This is a genomic window from Yersinia enterocolitica subsp. enterocolitica, from assembly GCF_901472495.1.
GTDB classification, from domain to species: domain Bacteria; phylum Pseudomonadota; class Gammaproteobacteria; order Enterobacterales; family Enterobacteriaceae; genus Yersinia; species Yersinia enterocolitica.
The window spans coordinates 3,211,003-3,231,377 of sequence record NZ_LR590469.1 but is presented as its reverse complement, the minus strand read 5'-3'; the positions used below and the strand labels follow the sequence as shown (position 1 = coordinate 3,231,377).

Here is a 20,375-nt window from a genome sequence, read left to right as displayed (position 1 = left end):
AATGCCCCAACAGGTTGAAAGAGTCGAAGGGCTGGCACTATTTCTGGGAGAGGTTCGCATTGGTGTGTTGGTGCATTATACCGGTGGTCGGAATGCTCTCTCGTTCGATCCTGACTATATCGCTATGCCAGATAAACACCGACCAACTTTCACCTTAACCCAACAAATTGATTCGGGTTATCTGAGTAGGACGCAGATTAATAAACAAAAATTACCACCGGTATTATCTAATTTGCTACCCGAAGGGGCGCTACGGCAGATGATGGTGGGACAACTAAAAATTCATGAAGATAATGAGTTTCCGTTGTTGGCTCGTGCTGGTGATAACCTGGCTGGTGCGTTGATAGCTCACCCACTGACCAAAGGCGATATCCCGCAATGGGCGCTTTCAGCTCATGAGAAAATAGAAGCAGTACAAATAAATGCAAAAAATATTGCAGATAAATTTTCATTGGCTGGTGTGCAACTTAAATTTTCATCCAACTATAGGAATGGCCGTTTCATCATAACTACTGATGTGGGCGACGATAGCTGGATAGTAAAAGTCCCATCGACAATACATAAAAATGTACCCGAGAATGAATATTCTGCGATGCGTCTGGCACAAGCTATTGGCGTGAATATACCTGATATTATATTGGCACCCAGAGAGCAAATTGATCATTTGCCTGACATTCAATTACCTCCAGGTGAGCATATTTATTTGATCCGACGTTTTGATCGTAAAGGGAATGGGCGAGTACACACTGAGGACTTTGCACAAATATTTAATCGGTATCCGGACAAAAAATACCAAGGTAATAATTACGAACAAATTGCCAGTATTTTGCATGATAATGCTGGTGGATTGGCTGACATTCAACAGATGGCCCGCCGTTTGTTGGCTAATATCATGTTAGCTAATGGTGATGCCCATCTTAAGAATTGGACCGTCATCTACCCTGATGGTTGCCACGCAAAACTTTCACCAGCTTATGATATTGTTTTTACCAAAGCCTATATACCGAATGAGTCTGAGTTAGCATTGAAGATGGCGAGAGAAAAAAATTGGTATTCAATGAGTTTTGCAACATTCAAAATATGGAGTGAGCGTATCGGTGTATCTTACCCTGCTATAAAAGCACATCTGGAAGAGGCTATTGAAATTGCTCGTCGCGACTGGCCAGAGATGTTGACGAAATTACCGATGAATGAAGATCATAAGATGATGCTTTGCATGCATTGGTCGCAGTTACACGCTGATTTCCGGTTATAAATGCACTGGAGAGTTTTCCCCAGTGCAAAGAACATTACTCAGTAGCCAGGGTTTCCGGCTGGCGGCGAATAAAAATTATCACCAAGCCCAGCCACAGCAAGCCGCTGATGAGATTGAACAGATTGAAAATACCGCTGTTTCCCCACAGATAAGCCACTTTGGCAAATTCAATCCCCAAGGTGAAGACCATCATACTGATCATCCCCATGGCAGCTGACACTGTCCCTTTACTGATATCGCTGGAGAACAGCGTCAGTCGTACTAAACCGGCGTTCGCCAGGCCAATACCAAAGGCATAGAGACTTAACCCGGCAGTCATCCACAAATAAGCATGGGATGAATAGAGGGTCGAGCCAGCGGCAATTATTAGACCCATAATCATCGGGCCGGCACCATAGCGGATAAGTTGCGGAACGCTGGTTTTACCGCTCAATTTCGCTAATGTCAGGTTGCCGATAATCAGTGCGCCGAAAATGGGTACCTGCAAAATGCCATATTCCACGGTTGAGAGTTGCTCACCGCTGATCAGAATCACTGGGGACTGGGCAATCCAAGTCAATAGAGGCAAGCTGGCGAAGCCCAATGCGAGGGAGCCGCACAGGAAACGGCGATTGGTCAGCACTTGTTTATAATCGTGCCACATCGCTCCTACCGACAGCTTTTCCCCTTGGCGTGAGGCGGTTTCTGGCATCGCGCGCCACAACCCCACAAATGAAATTGCGCCGAGCGCCGCAAATATCACAAACATGAACTGCCACGGGGCGACATGGATCAAGGCGGCACCCGCCAATGGCCCGAGTAACGGGGCAATTAGTGCCACATTAGCCATCAGTGCGGTAATTTTGATACAGACCGCTTCTTCAAAGGATTCCTGAATAGTGGCGTAACCGACTGCGCCGATAAAGCACAAACCAATCCCTTGCAGGAAGCGCATGGCGATAAACTGTTCAATCGACGTGACCAATAATATGGCAAGACAGGTCACCACGAAGAATGCGACACCAACCAGCATCACTGGGCGACGGCCACGACGATCTGATAACGGCCCAAGCAACCATTGCAGGAACATTCCGCCAGCCAGATAGGCCGTCATTGATGTCGGAACCCACTCAATACTGGCATTAAAATCGGCGACAACCGCCAGCATGCCGGGCTGAATCATATCGTTGGCGATATATGCGGCAAATTCGAATAATACCAGGCACAAGGGAAATAAAAGCGCCCGTCGACCTAAACGCGTCGCGGGTGAGAATGAAGTTTGCATAGGTTAAGTATTAATAGTAAACATAAAAAACTGGAAGCACTCAGGCAGGATCTACAGTCAGAGCGCATTAGGACGGCTATTTTGCCGTCAATATAACTTTATGGCAACAATTACCCTTCGTCCTGATGGGGTTCATTTACTTTGGGTCTCAGTCAAATTTACGTTATTGTTTGCAGCCTGATTATTGGTGACATAAATAGATAAGCGTTTTTATGTACGCGAAAGACAAGACGGTGATAGAGAGTATGCATGACCAATAAGATTGGCTGGATTGATAATCTGCGGGCCGTTGCCTGCATTATGGTGGTCATGATCCATGCCACCACCTATTACGTCACCAGCGGGGCGCAAGTTGGGGAAGCTAACTGGGACATCGCCAATTTGCTGAATTCGGCTTCTCGGGCCTGTGTGCCCCTATTCTTTATGATCTCCGGTTATCTGTTTTTTGGTGAAAAAAGCGCACAGCAAAAGCATTTTACCCGCATCGGGCTATGCCTGTTGTTTTACAGCGTGATAGCACTTATCTATATTTCTACTCTGACCCCAATCAATGGTTGGGCGTCGTTGAAAAACATCCTGCAAAAACCCGTGTTTTATCATTTGTGGTTTTTCTACGCCATTATTGTGGTTTATCTGGTCTCACCACTGATTAACGTCAAACCGGTATCAGGCCGCTATCTGGCGGTCGTTATTTTGCTGTTGGCGGTGGTTGCCAACCCGCAGACCAGTAAATATTCAATCGGTGGTTTTCAGTTACTGCCGATAAATCTCTATATCTACGGCGATACTTTCTATTACTTGTTGTATGCGCTGCTGGGGCGAGCTATTGGCATGCTTGAGACGCGAGGGCGAGCTATCAGTTGGGGCGCGGCATTATTGTTTATCATGAGCGTGGTATTTATTGCCATCTCAACGGAGAAACAGACACGAATTAATGGCAGCTTTGCCGATACCTTCTATATGTACTGCGGCCCCTTGGTCTTTGTTGCGGCGGTATCACTGCTGGTGTGGTTTAAAAACTGCCTGAATCAGCCCATTGCCTGCTTGAGTTGGCTGGCTGGACATTCACTGGCTATTTATGGTTTCCATGCACTGATTATTCATTTCATCCGCACCCATCATTATGATTTTACTGACTATCCAGTGCTGGATATCTTTTATGTCTTTGCCTTAGCACTGGCGTTAAGCACTTTATTGTCGATGGGGCTGCAACGCCTTGATCGGCGGCGATTAGTCAGTTAGTGACTGGGTGCCCACGCTGTTGTGCGCGCCGAAGCTGACGGCCGGAGGAAAATCCGGCTGCCAGTGCGGCTTTCTCCAGATTAAATCCTTCTTGCAGGCGGACTTCAGCTACCGCGACCCGCAATTGTTCATGATACTCACGCACACTGATCCCGACATGTTCACGGAATAATCGGGTTAAATGACGGCTGCTGACATGTGCTTTGTGCGCCACTTGAAGTAGTGACCACTCCGCTTGTGGCTCTGCTGACATCACGTCCTGTGCCCGATGTACCGCCGGGTGGAGGTGGTTACGGTAACGTAGCCAGGGTGAAAGTTGCGGGTCATCACCTGAGCGGCGAAAATACACCACCATTTCGCGCGCCACCTCCAGTGCAGTTTGCGGGCTACAATAACGGCTGATCAGATGTAAAGAGAGATCAATACCGGCGGTAATCCCGGCACTGGTATACACTCCACAATCTTCAACAAAAATACGGTTTTCTTTGGTTTGGGCCGCCGGCGCTTGCTGGCGTAACCGTTCAAGCACATGGTGATGAGTTGTGCATTGATAGCCATCCAATAGCCCGGCTTGCGCTGCCAGCAATGCTCCAGAACAGACACAAACCAATATCGTTTTTTGCTGCGTAATGGCGGCTTTCTGTTGCTGTAACCATCGGCGGGCTATTGCGGCTGTTTCTGTCGCAAAATAGTGACGTGAATCGCTCACCCCCGGAACTACCAGCAAGCTACCTTCCGGTAAGCTGTCAGGTAGCGGCTGCAATTGGCCTAACATCATGTCGGTGGAGGACATTACCTCGGGTAATGGGCTGATATAACAAAGGTTAAATGACCCCGCCAGCCGTAACGTTTCGGCAGGGCCGGTTAAATCCAGCGACAGTACGCCGGGCAGCAAGAGAAAATAGACATTTCGTTGCATGGTTAATCCACAGTTATCGTCAGATAACGATTCATATAAGCCGGAATATCCGGAGTGTGCTGTAGCAAAGTATCAACAAAAGCATCGCGCTCAAAGGCCATTACCTGTAAATCCCAAACACAGAAAGATTCATCACGCGCCGCGCGCCAAATTCCCTGTTCCTGCACCCAGACTTTCACCCGCAATTCGTTTTCGTTATCCCACCAGCCAACAATCAGGTAATTCAATGTTTTCCCCTGATGTTCAATCACAAAACCAACACCGGGGCGATCCACTGTTTCAGCAGCAAGGGGTAACCACTGGCTGACGAGTTGATAAGCAGGGACATAATCGGGCGCGGTACCTTGCGCCTGCGCATAACGAATTACATAGCGCTTCAACTGCCAGCGGTTAAGATTTTTGATACCCGCAGGTGTGATAGCCCGAGGAAAATAAGGCTGTGGCTGCCAATTGACGACTTTTTGGGTAGCCGCTACTGATGGTGGTGAATCCAGTGCTGCCAGTACTTGCGCGACGGTATGGATAGTCGCAAACCGGTCGACGAGCACCGTTTCCGTGCGTAATTTCAATTCCTCACTGCTCAGAACAATGCCGTTGGGCTGGGTCATTGGAAAGGTTAGTGTGGCTTCCGTGACAAAAGTGACTTGATAACCCAGATCTGACGCCACGCGTGCGGTGGTTTCACAGCATTGTTCGGTGCGTATACCGGCAATAATCAGATGGCTTATTTGACGCTCTTTCAGCCATTGATCCAGCCCTGAATCAGTTAGTGCATTATGCACTCGCTTTTGCACTGTCACATCGGCGTGATGGGAAACCAATGACATGGGCTTCACATAGCCAGAAGCCAGCGAAAACGGGCCTTCCGGCGCGACGTGGAATACATCTACCAGTGCTACTCCGCGCTGTTTACAGCCCGCAATGAGTTGGTTCAGCGCCGCAGAGAAGGCAGGGAGCTCCTGTTGTTGCCAAAAAGATTTATGTTCGAATGATTGTTGGACATCAATTATCAGTAATGCGCTATTAGTCATATCCGGCCCTCCGCCGTTTCGGTAGAGTTCCATCATCTGCGGGTTTTGAGCTAAGTGGAATGCCAAATCCGGCCATCATAGGGAGCAAAAGGGACCAGATTTTTTACCACCGCCCGTTCAGTAAGTTAAAGAGTTAATGGCCAAATAGGCTCATTAAAACAGTTTATTGGCCGAAAATAGTGAGTAAGGCAAACCGTTATTCACGGTATGACAATCAATGGGAATGGAATAAGTCATGGCAAACCTTAATAACGTTATCCTGATACGGGCAAACCGACAGCGGAATAATACTCTGGTAGGAACAGCTTTGTTGTTTGTCACGATGATGAGTGAGGCGTCAATATCTCTGGATAGAACGCGGATTATTTTCAATAGTGTCGATACGTCAGCCAGTGTCATTTTGCAAAATAAAAGCGAGGTATTGCCTTATCTGGCGCAATCCTGGTTGGAAAATGCCGCTGGGCAGAAAGTAGATAGCCCCTTGTCTGCTTTACCCGCCATACAGCGAATTGATGTGGGGCAGAAAAGCCTGGTGAGAATTATTTCACTGCCAGATATCGAGCAATTAGCCGCTGACCGTGAAACTTTATTCTATTTTAATGTGCGGGAAATTCCCCCGAAAAGTGAAATAACCGCAGCAGTGCAAATCGCCATCCAAAATAAAATAAAGTTATTTTATCGGCCAGCGGCAATTAAAGCGGATTATAAGAATGTCTGGCAGGAGAAGTTACAGATCAGGCAGCAAGGAGAAGAACTTAAAATTCATAACCCTACGCCGTATTACGTCACGTTAGGGCATTTAAATCGGGATAATCGCGGTAATTTCCCCGGTTTTGACAATGTTATGATTGCGCCATTCGGTACTGAGTCCGTTAAGACTCCCGGATATAATGGCAACGGCTATAGTCTCGGCTATATGGATGATTTTGGTCAGATGATCATTCGCAGCGTTAACTGCTCGATAGGCCATTGCCGCATTCAGGCTGTGGAAAAGAAGATATAATTTCCACAACCTGTTCTGTTAGCCAGGTGCTTATAGCTTGCACTTTATCTTACTCACATTCACATAATGGCAGTAATTGTTGATAGAGCTTTTTAAAGATAACGCGACGGGTCGCATAATATTGATGGCGCGGTGCATCAGGGAAATGAGTTTGTTCCAGTGGTAATGCAGGCAGTAATTCGGCTAACGGGACATCCGGATTGAGAGCAATTTGGGCCAACCGGGCAGCGCCGAGTGCGGGGCCGACATCACCGCCTGTTCGATATTCCAAAGTCTGGCCGCTGATATCTGCCAGCATTTGCCGCCAATAAGAGCTGCGCGCACCACCACCAATTAACGTGACTGATGTGGGTTGTAAACCACTGGCATGCAGGGCATCCATTCCGTCAGCTAAAGCAAATCCTACTCCTTCCAATACCGCACGAGCTAAATCTGCCCGACCGTGTTGGTGGGTAAATCCCCAAAAAGCCCCTTTAGCATTAGGGTTGTTATGGGGGGTTCGTTCACCGGAAAGGTAGGGTAGGAACCACACGGGAGTGGCGGCTGGTGGTGTATTTTCCACTTCATTAATCAGCGCAGGAACACTCTCGACGCCGGTGAGTTGGCATGCCCAATCAAGGCAGGATGCGGCGCTCAGCATCACTGACATCAGGTGCCAGGTATTGGGTAAAGCATGGCAAAAACTGTGCACAGCGCTGGCCGGGTTACTCAGAAAGCCATCACTGACGGCAAAATAGACGCCGGATGTCCCCAGCGATAACATTGCCTGCCCGGTTTGATATAAGCCCACCCCGATGGCACCGGCGGCATTATCTCCTCCACCGGCGACGACTGGCACGGGATTGATACCCCAACGACGCGCAATATTGGCACTGACATGGCCGGTAATCTGGCTGCCTTCGAAGAGGGCGGGCATATGCTGGCGATTTAGGCCGCAGGCCGCCAACATCTCATCGCTCCAGTCGCGCTTTGCCACATCGAGCCACATTGTTCCGGCAGCATCTGACATATCACTGGCAAAATCGCCGGTGATCAAAAAACGTAGATAATCTTTGGGTAACAATACTTTATCGATGCGATTGAAAATCTCTGGCTCATGTTCTGCCAGCCATTTCAACTTCGGTGCAGTAAAACCCGGCATCATCAGGTTGCCGGTAATCTGGCGGGATTCGGGTACCGCTTTTTCCAGCGCCTGGCACTGGGCAAAACTGCGGCCATCATTCCATAAAATGGCCGAGCGCAGCACCTTATGCTGTTTATCCAGCAAAGTAGCGCCGTGCATTTGGCCCGTCAATCCCAGCGCTTTTACCTGTGTTAAATCATGGTCTGCGGCTAAAGCCTGCATAGCTTGATCAGTGGCTTGCCACCAGTCGGCGGGACTTTGCTCAGACCATAAGGGGTGTGGGCGGGAGACAGATAATGCAGCACCTTGGCTGGCAATAACTTGCCCGTTTTCGGCCAGTAGAATGGCTTTAACGCCGGAGGTGCCCAGATCGATGCCAAGGTACATATGTGTTCCTCATATTTATCGTCCAGAGAGTGAAGGGTTGACCGTGCCTGGGGGCGCTTCGGTGGCTTACGCACTTGTATTTGAAACTAAGAGCGACCCCAACGGCACGTTTCCCCTTCATTTGGCTTTGTCTGCGGCCTCGGGGTTTATCAGCCGAAGATATAGCGGTTAACCCTATTTTCCAGCAGTTCTTGATGCCCGCTTTGGTGATGTGGGTTCAGATTATGTTGCTCGGCATAGGACGCTAAATCTTCCAGCGACATTTTACCTTTTAGGATTTGTTGCCCCAAATCGCTACTCCAACCGGCATAACGTTCAGCAACTTGCTTATCTAATTGACCATCTTCAATCATTTTTGCTGCAATCTTCAGGGCTAACGCCATGGTGTCCATTGCGCCGATATGGCCATAGAACAGGTCATATTTATCGGTACTTTGGCGGCGTACTTTGGCATCAAAATTCAGCCCACCGGTAGTAAAGCCACCGGCTTTGAGGATTTCAAACATCACCAGCGCATTTTCTTCCACACTGTTCGGGAACTGGTCGGTATCCCAACCTAATTGTGGATCGCCACGGTTAGCATCCACCGAACCGAAAATACCTAATGCAATCGCACTGGCAATCTCATGATGGAAAGAGTGTCCAGCCAAAGTGGCATGGTTAGCTTCAATGTTAACTTTAATCTCTTTTTCTAGCCCAAACTGCTTGAGGAAACCATAAACTGTAGCAACATCATAATCATACTGATGCTTAGTCGGCTCTTGTGGTTTTGGCTCGATCAACAATGTGCCCTGGAAGCCCGTCTTGTGTTTATGTTCGACCACCATTTGCATAAAGCGGCCAATTTGCTCACGTTCCTGCCGTAAATCGGTATTTAACAGTGTTTCATAACCTTCGCGCCCGCCCCACAAAACATAGTTCTCACCGCCAAGTTTTTGGGTGGCATTCATGGCGGTAAAGACTTGAGTGGCAGCCCAGCTAAAAACTTCTGGGTCTGGGTTAGTGGCCGCCCCGGCACCGTAGCGCGGGTGGGTGAAGCAGTTGGCTGTACCCCACAATAATTTTACGCCACTACTGGCTTGTTTTTCGGCCAATACATCGGTCATAACGGCAAAATTATTGAGATATTCTTTTAATGATGCGCCTTCTGGAGAAACATCCACATCGTGGAAGCAGTAATAAGGCACATTCAGTTTATGGAAGAATTCAAAAGCCACATCAGCTTTACGTTTTGCCAAAGCCAATGCATCTCCCGATTGTTGCCACGGGCGCTCAAAGGCATTGCTGCCAAACATATCCGCCCCGCCCCAGCAGAAGGTATGCCAGTAGCAGGCAGCGAACCTTAGGTGATCGGCCATTCGCTTACCAAGGATAATTTCATCCGGATTGTAGTGATGAAATGCCAGTGGGTTAGAGCTCTGGCTGCCTTCGTAACGCACTTGTTCTAATTTATCAAAATAAGATGACATGCAATACTCCTTGGAAGCTGACCCGCATTATCGGGCTGGTGAGCTTTTATCTTCGGAGTTGTTTGTTATTCTCTCAATTACGTTATTTCACACTTAAATTCAGAGAATTATTAATTGTGGTGTAGATCTCATAAATACCCAATTAATTATAAAGAATCACTGGTATTCATTGTCTGGATAACATCTCTTACTGGAATTATGCATTTTGCAGGAAAGAAAACATGATCGTTATCATAAAATTAACATTAAACCAAAAAACATAATTGGCGGACGAAAATCTGTAATTGCCGATGTGCAAATAAGCGACAACAATCCCTATTGCAGTTGATGTTTACCGTTTCTCTTACCCTGCTTGCACAATAAGAAAGGTACCGAAAGATGAAATTTAAGAACATTTTACTCTCCGCATGTGCCGCACTGGTCATGTTTAGCCAGCCCGGATTCAGTAAAGAAATTAAAATCGGTATGGCAATAGACGATCTTCGCCTTGAACGTTGGCAGAAAGACCGCGATATTTTTGTTAACAAGGCTGAGTCTCTCGGCGCTAAAGTATTTGTTCAATCAGCGAATGGCAATGAAGAAACTCAAATGTCGCAGATTGAGAATATGATTAACCGTGGTGTCGATGTCTTGGTTATTATTCCTTATAACGGGCAAGTATTAAGTAATGTAATCGCCGAAGCAAAACGGGAAGGAATAAAAGTATTAGCTTATGACCGTATGATAAATAATGCTGACATTGACTTTTATATCTCTTTCGATAATGAAAAAGTAGGTGAATTACAAGCTAAAAGTCTGGTTGAACGCGTGCCACAAGGTAATTATTTCCTGATGGGCGGTTCGCCGGTAGACAATAATGCCAAGCTGTTCCGTCAGGGGCAGATGACAGTGCTTAATCCATTGATAAAAGAAGGGAAAATAAAAATTGTCGGTGATCAGTGGGTTGATGCCTGGTTACCAGAAAATGCCTTAAAAATCATGGAAAATGCGCTAACAGCTAACAATAACAAAATTGATGCTGTCGTGGCGTCTAATGATGCCACCGCCGGTGGGGCTATTCAGGCGTTAGCAGCACAAGGTTTGGCGGGTAAAGTGGCTATTTCTGGACAGGATGCTGATTTAGCGGCAATAAAGCGTATTGTTGCTGGCACCCAAACTATGACGGTATATAAGCCAATCAGTAAATTAGCCAACGATGCTGCGGAAATTGCGGTAAGTTTGGGTAAAGGCGAGGAACCAAAAGCAAATAGTAAATTAAATAACGGTATAAAAGATGTTCCTGCTTATTTGTTAACACCGATTCAGGTAGATAAAAATAATATCGATAGCACAATCATCGCAGATGGATTCCACAAGAAATCGGACATTTACTAATTATTTTTTCGTTACTGAATATATCAGGAGTCATTGGAGTTGTAGCTAATCATGCTGGCAACCCCTGGCATAAAAGATATATGGAGGGAATTATGCCCTACCTGCTAGAAATGAAAGAAATTACCAAGCAGTTCGGTGTCGTTAAGGCGGTGGATAATATCAGCCTGACATTGGAAGCCGGGCAAGTATTATCTTTATGTGGCGAAAATGGCTCTGGAAAGTCCACATTAATGAAAGTGTTATGTGGTATTTACCCCGCAGGTTCCTATCAGGGGGGAATAATTTTCTCAGGTGAGATACTTCAGGCAAAAAATATTCGTGAAACCGAACAAAAAGGCATCGCGATAATTCATCAAGAATTAGCATTGGTGAAGCAAATGTCGGTGCTGGAAAATATGTTTCTCGGCTCCGAATGGGGGCGTTTTGGCATTATGGATTACGACGCTATGTACCTGCGCTGCCAACGAATGCTGGCCCAGGTCAAACTGGTGGTAGACCCTCATACCCCAGTGGGGGAATTGGGGCTTGGGCAGCAGCAATTGGTGGAAATTGCCAAAGCGCTGAACAAACAAGTTCGGTTGCTGGTACTGGATGAACCGACCGCTTCTTTAACCGAAAGCGAAACGGCTATTTTGCTGGATATTATCCGTGATCTACGCAATCACGGCATTGCCTGTATCTATATCTCGCATAAATTGAATGAAGTGAAAGCGATATCAGATCATATCTGTGTGATCCGCGATGGCCACCATATCGGCACTCGCTCTGCGGCGACCATGAGTGAAGATGACATCATCGCCATGATGGTTGGCCGTGAACTGAAAGAACTCTATCCACACGAAGCCCACCACATTGGTGAGGAAATTCTGCGAGTGGAAAATATCTGTGCCTGGCACCCGGTAAACCGCCATATCCGGCGAGTGGATGATGTCTCTTTCTCTTTAAAACGCGGGGAGATATTAGGTGTCGCTGGGCTAGTGGGGTCTGGCCGAACAGAAACAGTGCAATGCTTATTCGGTGTTTACTTTGGTCGCTGGCAAGGCGAGATATTTATTGATGGTAAAGCTGTGACCATCAGTAATTGCCAACAAGCCATGAAACTTGGGATTGCCATGGTGCCAGAAGATCGTAAGAAAGACGGCATCGTACCGGTTATGGGTGTGGGGGCTAATATCACACTGGCTGCGCTAGATGACTTCACCGGCTCTTTCAGCATGCTGGATGACGCCAAAGAACAATCAATTATTGTGCAATCACTTGCCAGGTTAAAGGTGAAAACTTCCTCTTCTGAGCTGGCCATTGCCCGACTCAGTGGGGGTAATCAGCAAAAAGCCATTCTTGCCAAATGCTTGCTACTGAACCCACGAATTTTGATTCTCGATGAACCGACGCGCGGTATCGACATTGGTGCAAAATATGAAATTTATAAACTTATCAATCAATTAGTTCAGCAGGGGATTGCGGTCATTGTGATTTCCTCTGAACTACCTGAGGTATTGGGATTAAGTGATCGGGTGCTGGTCATGCATCAAGGGCGCATCAAAGCCGATCTCATTAACCATAATCTGACGCAAGAGAAGGTCATGGAAGCCGCACTCAGGAGTGAAACCCATGTCGCAAGCTAATCAAACTGAAGTGAACACACCCGAAAATGGCGATAAAAAGCCATTATTCCGACTAAAATCGGTTAATTTACAAGTTTTTGTCATGTTGGCGGCTATTGCCGTGATTATGCTGTTTTTCACTTTTACCACCGAAGGGGCCTATCTCAGCGCCAGGAATATCTCGAATCTACTGCGACAAACGGCGATCACCGGCATTTTGGCGGTGGGGATGGTGTTTGTCATTATTTCGGCCGAAATTGATTTGTCTGTTGGCTCGATGATGGGGTTATTGGGCGGTGCGGCAGCCATTTTTGATGTGTGGCTCGGTTGGCCGCTCCCTCTGACCATTGTAGTCACTCTGGGATTGGGGCTGGTGCTTGGCGCGTGGAATGGTTGGTGGGTTGCTTATCGCAAAGTGCCTTCGTTTATTGTCACATTGGCGGGGATGTTGGCTTTCCGTGGCATTTTAATCGGCATTACCAACGGCACGACCGTTTCACCTACCAGTAATGCCATGTCGCAGATTGGTCAAAGTTATCTGCCAAACGGCCTTGGCTTTGGCATTGGCGCAATTGGCCTGATGTTATTTGTTGTCTGGCAGTGGCGTCGACGTAGCCATCGTATCCGGCTGGGCTTGCCTGTTGCCGCGCCACAAGGTGATGTTACTCGCCAAACTATTACCGCAGTTATCGTTCTTGGTGCCATATATTTACTGAATGATTATCGGGGCGTCCCTACACCGGTATTGATTCTCACGGCATTGATGTTGGCGGGTATTTTTATGGCCACCCGCACCGCATTTGGCCGCCGGATCTATGCTATTGGCGGCAATATCGATGCCGCGCGCTTGTCTGGGGTGAATGTGGAACGCACCAAACTGGCGGTATTTGCGATCAACGGGTTGATGGTTGCCATGGCAGGTTTGATTCTCAGTTCACGCCTTGGGGCTGGCTCACCTTCAGCCGGTAATATTGCTGAACTGGATGCGATTGCCGCTTGTGTCATTGGTGGCACCAGCCTGGCGGGTGGGATCGGGAGTGTGGCGGGAGCCGTTATGGGGGCATTTATCATGGCTTCTCTCGACAATGGGATGAGCATGCTGGATGTGCCGACATTCTGGCAGTACATTGTCAAAGGTGCAATTTTGCTGTTGGCAGTGTGGATGGATTCTGCCACCAAACGCCGGGTCTGATCCCATCTTCAAAAAGAGATCAATGCCATACTGCATTGATCTCTTTGTCTGTTATTCCCCCACCTATTTCAGGAGCTATTCCCATGTTTGAGAAACGCTACCGGATAACCTTGTTATTTAATGCTAACAAAGTATACGACCGGCAAGTGGTGGAAGGTGTCGGTGAATATTTGCAGGCCTCACAGTGCGACTGGGATATCTTTATAGAAGAGGATTTTCGCTGCCGCATTGAGAATATCAGGGATTGGTTAGGCGATGGTGTTATTGCCGATTTTGATGATCGGCAGATAGAGCAACTGCTGGCGAATGTTGATGTTCCAATTATCGGCGTGGGGGGGTCTTACCATCAGCCAGAGGATTATCCGGCAGTAGATTATATTGCAACGGATAACGCGGCTCTGGTTGAGGCGGCATTTATGCATCTGAAAGAGAAGGGTTTAAACCGTTTTGCTTTTCATGGCTTGCCGGCCAGTAGTGATAAACGCTGGGCGCAGGAGCGAGAGTATGCCTTCCGGCAATTAGTCGCGGCAGAGCAATATCAAGGAGTGGTCTATCAGGGGATGGCCACTGCACCCGCTAACTGGCAATACACGCAAAATCGGCTGGCAGACTGGGTGCAAACTTTGCCACATCAGACGGGAATTATTGCTGTCACTGATGCGCGGGCGCGCCATTTATTGCAAGTGTGCGAGCATCTGGACATTGCAGTGCCAGAGAAATTGAGTGTGATTGGTATTGATAATGAAGAACTAACCCGCTATTTATCGCGAGTGGCACTTTCGTCGGTGGTGCAGGGGACGCGGCAGATGGGCTATCGTGCGGCTAAGTTATTGCATCAGCGCCTTAATCAGCGCCAGAAACAACAAGAAGCTGCGCCGTTGCAGCGTATTCTGGTGCCTCCGGTGAAAGTGATGGCGCGGCGTTCGACAGATTTTCGGTCATTACGCGATCCGGCCGTGATTCAGGCGATGCACTATATCCGCCATCACGCCTGCAAGGGGATTAAGGTTGAACAGGTGCTGGATGCAGTAGGGATGTCGCGCTCAAATCTGGAAAAGCGCTTCAAAGATGATATTGGGCAGACTATTCATGGTGTTATTCATGAAGAGAAGCTCGATCGGGCGCGCAATTTGTTATCTGCAACTTCATTACCCATCAATGAAATATCTCAAATGTGCGGTTATCCATCGCTGCAATATTTCTATTCGGTCTTCAAAAAAGGCTATTCGATCACGCCAAAAGAGCATCGTGATAAGTATGGCGAGGTCAGCTATTAGTCGTTTGTAAGCCGCAGACGATGACGTTAGATTCCGCCTGATTAGGGGATTTATTCATCATGCCTATTGAATGAATAGCACCATATAATAAACACGCTATAATCACCGCCTTACACTCATATCTTCTCTGGAAGATCATCGTCCCCGGTGGGGCGGCTGGACTTCAAATCCAGATGGGGCCGCCAGCGGCCCTTGGCAGGTTCGACTCCTGTGATCTTCCGCCAAAGCCTATCTCCTGCTTTCTCTTCTCGTCAATAAATCCTTTTATACTCCAATGGTTGCAACGAAAGTAGTCTGTCTGAATCTACCGTGGTCTACTGGTTTCTACCCTGTGCTGGGGGCATAATTGGGGGCATAAAAATACTGTCATTTTAGAGATGCCCCCAAATGAAACTCAATGCCCGCCAGGTAGAGACTGCAAAGCAGAAAGAGAAATCCTACAAGTTGACTGATGGGGGAGGGTTATATCTCGAAGTCAGGGCCAGTGGGGCGAAATACTGGCGTATGAAATACCGCTATGGCGGCAAAGAGAAGCGCATTGCTTTTGGGGTTTATCCCCATGTATCGCTGGCCGATGCACGTCAAAAACGAGAAACGGCGAAGAAGCTTTTAGCCTCCGGAACAGATCCCGGAGAGACTAAAAAAGCTGAGAAATTGGCGCAAAAAATAGCGATGGAAAATAGCTTTGAATTAATGGCGCGGGAATGGCATAAAAATAAAGCCGATCGCTGGTCATTGCGTTATCGCGAAGAAATTATCGATACCTTTGAAAAAGATATTTTCCCCTTTATTGGCCGTCGCCCAATAGCTGATATTAAACCAATGGAATTGCTGGAAACGCTCAAACGCATGGAAAAGCGTGGCGCATTGGAGAAAATGCGTAAAGTACGCCAGCGCTGCGGCGAAGTATTTCGTTATGCCATTATTACCGGGCGCGCGGAATATAATCCGGCACCGGATTTAGCCGGTGCTTTGCAAACCCATAAGAAACAGCATTTACCTTTCCTCACAGCTCAAGAGTTGCCTTATTTCTTACGAGATTTAGCGGGCTATACTGGCAGCATAATTACTAAAACTGCCACTCGGATTATTATGTTGACCGGTGTTCGCACCCAAGAACTGCGTTTTGTCCGTTGGGAGGATCTTGATCTCGATAAAGGCTTATGGCACATCCCTCCTGAGCACATGAAAATGAAACGCCCCCATGTTGTTCCTCTTTCTATTCAAGTTATTACCGCGTTTAAGCAACTCCACCCGCTGACCCATCATTATCCGCTGGTATTCATTGGCCGTAATGACCACCGCAAACCCATCAGTAAAGAGAGCATCAATCAGGTGATTGAACTGCTGGGTTATAAAGGGCGGTTAACTGGACATGGTTTTCGCCACACCATGAGCACTATCTTGCACGAGCAAGGCTATAACTCTGCATGGATTGAAACTCAGCTTGCTCATGTGGATAAAAACTCAATTCGTGGCACGTATAACCATGCTCAATATCTCGATGGGCGACAGGAGATGTTGCAGTGGTATTCAGATTATATGGATAGCCTTGAACTAGGGGGTAATGTGTTGCATGGCACTTTTGGTCAGCGACGATAAGCAGGGTTAAGATTCGGCGGCTTATAAAGAGATAACAGGAGTAATCTCATGATAAATCCAGCGGAAAAGCTCAAGGCAAAGCAGCAGGAATTTATCAGTATCAGGGAGTTGATTGAGCGCATTTCGTGTCTCCACCCCGCGATGAGTCAGGCACAGATAGCCAACTGGTTGCTAATAGAATTGACTGATGCCAGGCCAGTTACACCGCCGTTATTGATTCAGGACGCGCTCGGCATGATCCGCCCCCCCAGCTTTGATGACCCCAAACTTTGCTATTTTGATCTGCTCTCGGCAGCGATGGCCAACCCTAAAATGGATGGAGCGCCTTGTGATGGATGGATACCTGAAAGTTATAAACCCAGCGAATTTAATCACCGGCCCGATGAGGAGGATGATCACGAACTTCCCTTCTGAGGTATTAACAGCATGAATTGTTATGATTACGTCGGATTTAACCGCACTGAAATAGAACAACTTTTGCAGATTAACCTGCGCGACAGTGACGAAGAATATCAAAATATTCTTAAAGATAAATTGCCAAAATGGTTAACGCCATTTCTATCCAGAATCAATATTACAATAAAAGAAACTGCGGCATTGATTGTTGGGGTAATGCCTTATTCTATTCAAACTGATGATATAGGAATGGTAATAATTAATTATGAGAACTCATTATGGGATGCAGTGGATTGCAACCTATTAAGTTGTTGGGATATTAGTTATACCAATACTAATAAAGATATTCGCCATGACGGTTATTTATTAAGGGCTGAAGTGGAGGGCTGGCTTAAGGCGCATAGCTTTCACTGGCCGCTGCCGCCAGGCGCTGCACCAGTGCCGGAGCAACGGCAAGCGGAAGAAAACTGGGGCCTTTTGCTGGTAAAGAAACCGCGCTGGCGTTTATTGCCGGTATGGCAATCGCGTTAACCAGGAACAACCCGCAGTGCCGGCGCGGCGTCAAAATGAATAAAACCGCCATCGCCCGGGTGGCGACTCAGGCTATGCTCAACGCGGGTTTCAGCGGGGAAATGGTGACCGAAAAGCAAATGAGTAACTTGATCAGCGAGGCGCTGCTTGTTTCTCTGCCCGAGGCCGATAATCCTTAGACGAGCGGAAATTTATTTCCAACTCGCCGCTATGGGTTTCCAACCACAGTATTCGCTTCCAACTAACGTATTCGCGTTACGGATTGACCTAAAATCAGCGGAATAAAGGTTCTTCTTATTTATTGGTCACTTCCCCCTATTACGGCCTGATTTTGTTTCAATTAATTCAGTAGCCACCGAGAGATAACAGGGGTCATGGAATGACCTATTCATCATTAATCCGATTGCCAGAAGTATTAAAACGTACCGGTTTTAGCCGACCTTGGATTTATAAACTCTTAAAACAAAAACGATTCCCACCACCGATAAAAATAGGCGGGCGGGCCATCGCTTTTGTTGAAAGTGAGGTGAATGACTGGATTGAACAGCAAATTGCACATTCACGGGAGGCTATGGGGGTTAAGCGGGATGCCGATCCGCTTTATGGCTTCTGCGCCCACATTGTCGAGCTGGGCGAAGCGGTCGGTATGTATATGGGAACGCTGGCAATTTCCCCGCGCGCTCCGCGTATTTATCTGTATCACGCTTATCTGGCCTATATGGAGGCTTACGGCCATCAGCATTCATTATCGTTAACCAAATTCGGCAAAGACTTTCCCAAAGTAATGAAAGAATTTGGCGCAGAATACAAAAAAGCCAGGACCGACAAAGGCTTCCGTTACAACATGGATTTATCCGACACCGCCAATGACTGGCTCCCTGCCCTGGCACTGCCCCACCATTCGCAACCGGGAGAGCCACCCTACTAATTATTTCTCACCTCTGGCTTATTCAGAGTGTTCAGAAATAGATTTAATTAATTGAAATACAAAGATAAAAACCGACTGAATAGTTTACCAATAACTGTTCAGTCAGTATTCATATGTATTCATTAATTCGTGGATGGTAGGTATTAAAAACTGAACACCTGAACAGTTGCTGAAGAGTCTGAGGGGGAGTATTCAGAGAGGCTGAGGCCAGAGCGGGCAAGGGGTGTGGGGGTGATCTTGTTGCTTGGTGAAGGGGGTGAATAGTGGGGAATGGGATGGGGGATGGGGCCGTTACGTTATATAAATGTATTGAATTTATGTAAATTTTGCATATAGATGAAATATAGAATCAGCCTCAATAAGCTACTACTCAATTTATAGTAAGTTATTTAAAATAAATTATATATTAATGCCATCCTATTGGTATTCATGGATAGCATCCATAAAATCAAAAATAGCGAGAGAATTTATTCTCATCATCGCTCATTAAATTAATTAAATTATAATTGACAAAGAGCTTTTCTTTTCCTGAGTGAATTTCATGCAATATATTTATTTTACACAACTTCTTTAAATAGTTTGATGCTGTCTGCCTTTTTGCGATCCCATTACTCACTAAATTTTGTATTCTACAGTAGGGTTGCTCGAAAATACACTGCAATAATTCATAGCTATAAATATCGTTAATTTCATTTTTCATATGTGATGACGTATGTTCCATTAGTTCACGAATTGCATTTATTTTTTCTAACGTCCATTTTGATGTATTCTCAATCGCAGACAGTATAAATAAAATCCATGATTCCCAATCACCATCTTTTGTTACTTTCAATAATAAGGAGTAATAACTATTTTTATTTTTAATAATGTATCGACTCAAATAAAGAATAGGTAAGGTGATTAGATTTTTATCTATTAAAAACAATAAATTAATGACTCTCCCTGTGCGACCATTTCCATCAGAAAACGGATGGATAGCTTCAAATTGATAATGTATAACTGCTAATTTAACTAAAGGATCAAGATCATCCTCTTGATGGATAAATTTCTCCCAATCTGAAAGTAATTCTATAATATTTCTCTCTCCAACTGGGGGCGTATAAATGGTCTCACCAGTAGCTTGGTTTTTTAATGCTGTCCCTGGAATTTTCCTGATCTCCATTTTTGAGTTTTTGATCGTATTACAAACCTTTAATGCTGTATTTACACATAGCGGCCTATCTTTTAATTCTTGATAACCTTCATAAAGTGCAGTCCTATATCTTAATGCTTCCTTTGTCATAGGATCAGCATTACTGTCCTCACTGGAATACTGGAATAACTTATCAGTAGTTGTCACAATATTTTCTATCTCAGAGCTATCTTTAGCTTCTAAAATAGGAATTAGATTAATGAGAAGGTTCTGATTCGGTAATAACTCGCCCGCCCGTTTTAATCCTTCAAGTGCAGTTCTCGCTTCAACGCATGCTTTTAGTACACGCTTAGTCTCAATTTCTTGTTTTGGCGGCAATCGTGGCAGGTCATTATACGGTTGTGTAGGGTTCCATATCATGTTCATTCCTCATCCTTTTATCGACATGAAAATACTATAAACCTAAATCTGCGAATTTCAAAGTCACATGTCGAAAAATATTAAATAAATGTACATGACATGAAAACATGTCGATGCAATCGACACATAGTGATTACGTGTCTAAAATCATTGAGCAAATGTACATGTTGTGAATACATGTCGATACAATCGACATATGGTGAGAGTATGTCGAAAAATATGAGTC

General features: G+C 46.3%; 15 protein-coding genes, 1 tRNA gene and 4 pseudogenes. 14 read left to right on the top strand and 6 right to left on the bottom strand.

What is annotated here, in order from left to right; all coding sequences use genetic code 11:
• The first annotated feature begins 1 nt into the window (after window position 1).
• Complete coding sequence (locus FGL26_RS15390) at window positions 2-1,255, top strand: type II toxin-antitoxin system HipA family toxin (protein ID WP_005175025.1); 1,254 nt, start codon at window positions 2-4, stop codon at window positions 1,253-1,255.
• Between the two features lie 34 nt (window positions 1,256-1,289).
• On the opposite strand, the gene FGL26_RS15385 is transcribed toward FGL26_RS15390, so the two are convergent.
• The gene (locus tag FGL26_RS15385) at window positions 1,290-2,519 is read right to left on the bottom strand and encodes an MFS transporter (protein WP_005175023.1); all 1,230 of its coding nucleotides are present in this window, start codon (window positions 2,517-2,519) and stop codon (window positions 1,290-1,292) included.
• 249 nt (window positions 2,520-2,768) lie between these two features.
• Here FGL26_RS15385 and FGL26_RS15380 point away from each other — a divergent pair, with 249 nt between their 5' ends.
• A complete protein-coding gene (locus FGL26_RS15380) occupies window positions 2,769-3,761 on the top strand; it encodes an acyltransferase (protein WP_005175021.1) in 993 nt (330 codons plus the stop codon).
• Here FGL26_RS15380 and FGL26_RS15375 read toward each other — a convergent pair.
• A complete protein-coding gene (locus tag FGL26_RS15375; protein WP_138060250.1) occupies window positions 3,754-4,680 on the bottom strand; it encodes a GlxA family transcriptional regulator in 927 nt (308 codons plus the stop codon). The two genes, FGL26_RS15380 and FGL26_RS15375, sit on opposite strands and share 8 nt — an antisense overlap.
• Window positions 4,681-4,682: 2 nt before the next feature.
• On the bottom strand, window positions 4,683-5,711 hold the full coding sequence (locus tag FGL26_RS15370; RefSeq protein WP_005175017.1) for an isochorismatase family protein: 1,029 nt from the start codon (window positions 5,709-5,711) through the stop codon (window positions 4,683-4,685).
• 235 nt (window positions 5,712-5,946) lie between these two features.
• Between FGL26_RS15370 and FGL26_RS15365 the strand changes: the two genes are divergently transcribed.
• Window positions 5,947-6,714, top strand: a complete 768-nt coding sequence (locus FGL26_RS15365) for a fimbrial biogenesis chaperone (protein WP_005175015.1) — start codon at window positions 5,947-5,949, stop codon at window positions 6,712-6,714.
• A 49-nt stretch (window positions 6,715-6,763) separates the two neighbouring features.
• On the opposite strand, the gene xylB is transcribed toward FGL26_RS15365, so the two are convergent.
• A complete protein-coding gene (xylB, locus tag FGL26_RS15360) occupies window positions 6,764-8,224 on the bottom strand; it encodes a xylulokinase (protein ID WP_005175013.1) in 1,461 nt (486 codons plus the stop codon).
• Between the two features lie 149 nt (window positions 8,225-8,373).
• Window positions 8,374-9,693 carry a xylose isomerase gene (gene xylA, locus FGL26_RS15355; RefSeq protein WP_005175011.1) on the bottom strand — a complete coding sequence of 440 codons (1,320 nt, stop codon included), beginning with the start codon at window positions 9,691-9,693 and terminating at the stop codon, window positions 8,374-8,376.
• A 378-nt stretch (window positions 9,694-10,071) separates the two neighbouring features.
• Here xylA and xylF point away from each other — a divergent pair, with 378 nt between their 5' ends.
• The 11 genes and pseudogenes from xylF to FGL26_RS15310 all read left to right on the top strand — a co-directional run.
• Window positions 10,072-11,067: a D-xylose ABC transporter substrate-binding protein gene (gene xylF / locus FGL26_RS15350; RefSeq protein ID WP_005175009.1), complete on the top strand. Its 996-nt coding sequence runs from the start codon at window positions 10,072-10,074 to the stop codon at window positions 11,065-11,067.
• 92 nt (window positions 11,068-11,159) lie between these two features.
• Window positions 11,160-12,692, top strand: a complete 1,533-nt coding sequence (locus tag FGL26_RS15345) for a xylose ABC transporter ATP-binding protein (RefSeq protein WP_032912850.1) — start codon at window positions 11,160-11,162, stop codon at window positions 12,690-12,692.
• Window positions 12,679-13,863, top strand: a complete 1,185-nt coding sequence (xylH, locus tag FGL26_RS15340; protein ID WP_011817423.1) for a xylose ABC transporter permease XylH — start codon at window positions 12,679-12,681, stop codon at window positions 13,861-13,863. Before FGL26_RS15345 ends, xylH begins: the two co-directional genes overlap by 14 nt.
• An 83-nt stretch (window positions 13,864-13,946) precedes the next feature.
• The gene (xylR, locus tag FGL26_RS15335; protein WP_138060249.1) at window positions 13,947-15,140 is read left to right on the top strand and encodes a D-xylose utilization transcriptional activator XylR; all 1,194 of its coding nucleotides are present in this window, start codon (window positions 13,947-13,949) and stop codon (window positions 15,138-15,140) included.
• 129 nt (window positions 15,141-15,269) lie between these two features.
• Window positions 15,270-15,364: transfer RNA gene (locus FGL26_RS15330), tRNA-Sec, on the top strand.
• A gap of 163 nt (window positions 15,365-15,527) precedes the next feature.
• A complete protein-coding gene (locus tag FGL26_RS15325) occupies window positions 15,528-16,742 on the top strand; it encodes a tyrosine-type recombinase/integrase (protein ID WP_005174999.1) in 1,215 nt (404 codons plus the stop codon).
• A gap of 48 nt (window positions 16,743-16,790) precedes the next feature.
• A complete protein-coding gene (locus FGL26_RS15320) occupies window positions 16,791-17,156 on the top strand; it encodes a hypothetical protein (RefSeq protein WP_005174996.1) in 366 nt (121 codons plus the stop codon).
• Window positions 17,157-17,168: 12 nt separating this feature from the next.
• Window positions 17,169-17,402, top strand: a pseudogene (locus FGL26_RS21495) (hypothetical protein); the annotation flags it as partial.
• Between the two features lie 114 nt (window positions 17,403-17,516).
• Window positions 17,517-17,848 (top strand): annotated as a pseudogene (locus FGL26_RS21490) (hypothetical protein).
• Window positions 17,849-18,048: 200 nt separating this feature from the next.
• Window positions 18,049-18,234: pseudogene (locus tag FGL26_RS21550) on the top strand (helix-turn-helix transcriptional regulator); the annotation flags it as partial.
• Window positions 18,229-18,597, top strand: a pseudogene (locus FGL26_RS15310) (winged helix-turn-helix domain-containing protein); the annotation flags it as partial. The pseudogenes FGL26_RS21550 and FGL26_RS15310, both read left to right, overlap by 6 nt.
• 448 nt (window positions 18,598-19,045) lie before the next feature.
• Here the strand turns inward: FGL26_RS15310 and fic are convergent.
• Window positions 19,046-20,149 carry a protein adenylyltransferase Fic gene (fic, locus tag FGL26_RS15305; protein ID WP_032902428.1) on the bottom strand — a complete coding sequence of 368 codons (1,104 nt, stop codon included), beginning with the start codon at window positions 20,147-20,149 and terminating at the stop codon, window positions 19,046-19,048.
• Window positions 20,150-20,375: the final 226 nt, after the last annotated feature.

Bases quoted from the DNA above. Each gene is read 5' to 3' on its own strand.
- FGL26_RS15390 (WP_005175025.1), top strand. From the start codon at position 2: ATGCCCCAACAGGTTGAAAGAGTCGAAGGGCTGGCACTATTTCTGGGA.
- FGL26_RS15385 (WP_005175023.1), bottom strand. From the start codon at position 2,519: ATGCAAACTTCATTCTCACCCGCGACGCGTTTAGGTCGACGGGCGCTT.
- FGL26_RS15380 (WP_005175021.1), top strand. From the start codon at position 2,769: ATGACCAATAAGATTGGCTGGATTGATAATCTGCGGGCCGTTGCCTGC.
- FGL26_RS15375 (WP_138060250.1), bottom strand. From the start codon at position 4,680: ATGCAACGAAATGTCTATTTTCTCTTGCTGCCCGGCGTACTGTCGCTG.
- FGL26_RS15370 (WP_005175017.1), bottom strand. From the start codon at position 5,711: ATGACTAATAGCGCATTACTGATAATTGATGTCCAACAATCATTCGAA.
- FGL26_RS15365 (WP_005175015.1), top strand. From the start codon at position 5,947: ATGGCAAACCTTAATAACGTTATCCTGATACGGGCAAACCGACAGCGG.
- xylB (WP_005175013.1), bottom strand. From the start codon at position 8,224: ATGTACCTTGGCATCGATCTGGGCACCTCCGGCGTTAAAGCCATTCTA.
- xylA (WP_005175011.1), bottom strand. From the start codon at position 9,693: ATGTCATCTTATTTTGATAAATTAGAACAAGTGCGTTACGAAGGCAGC.
- xylF (WP_005175009.1), top strand. From the start codon at position 10,072: ATGAAATTTAAGAACATTTTACTCTCCGCATGTGCCGCACTGGTCATG.
- FGL26_RS15345 (WP_032912850.1), top strand. From the start codon at position 11,160: ATGCCCTACCTGCTAGAAATGAAAGAAATTACCAAGCAGTTCGGTGTC.
- xylH (WP_011817423.1), top strand. From the start codon at position 12,679: ATGTCGCAAGCTAATCAAACTGAAGTGAACACACCCGAAAATGGCGAT.
- xylR (WP_138060249.1), top strand. From the start codon at position 13,947: ATGTTTGAGAAACGCTACCGGATAACCTTGTTATTTAATGCTAACAAA.
- FGL26_RS15325 (WP_005174999.1), top strand. From the start codon at position 15,528: ATGAAACTCAATGCCCGCCAGGTAGAGACTGCAAAGCAGAAAGAGAAA.
- FGL26_RS15320 (WP_005174996.1), top strand. From the start codon at position 16,791: ATGATAAATCCAGCGGAAAAGCTCAAGGCAAAGCAGCAGGAATTTATC.
- fic (WP_032902428.1), bottom strand. From the start codon at position 20,149: ATGATATGGAACCCTACACAACCGTATAATGACCTGCCACGATTGCCG.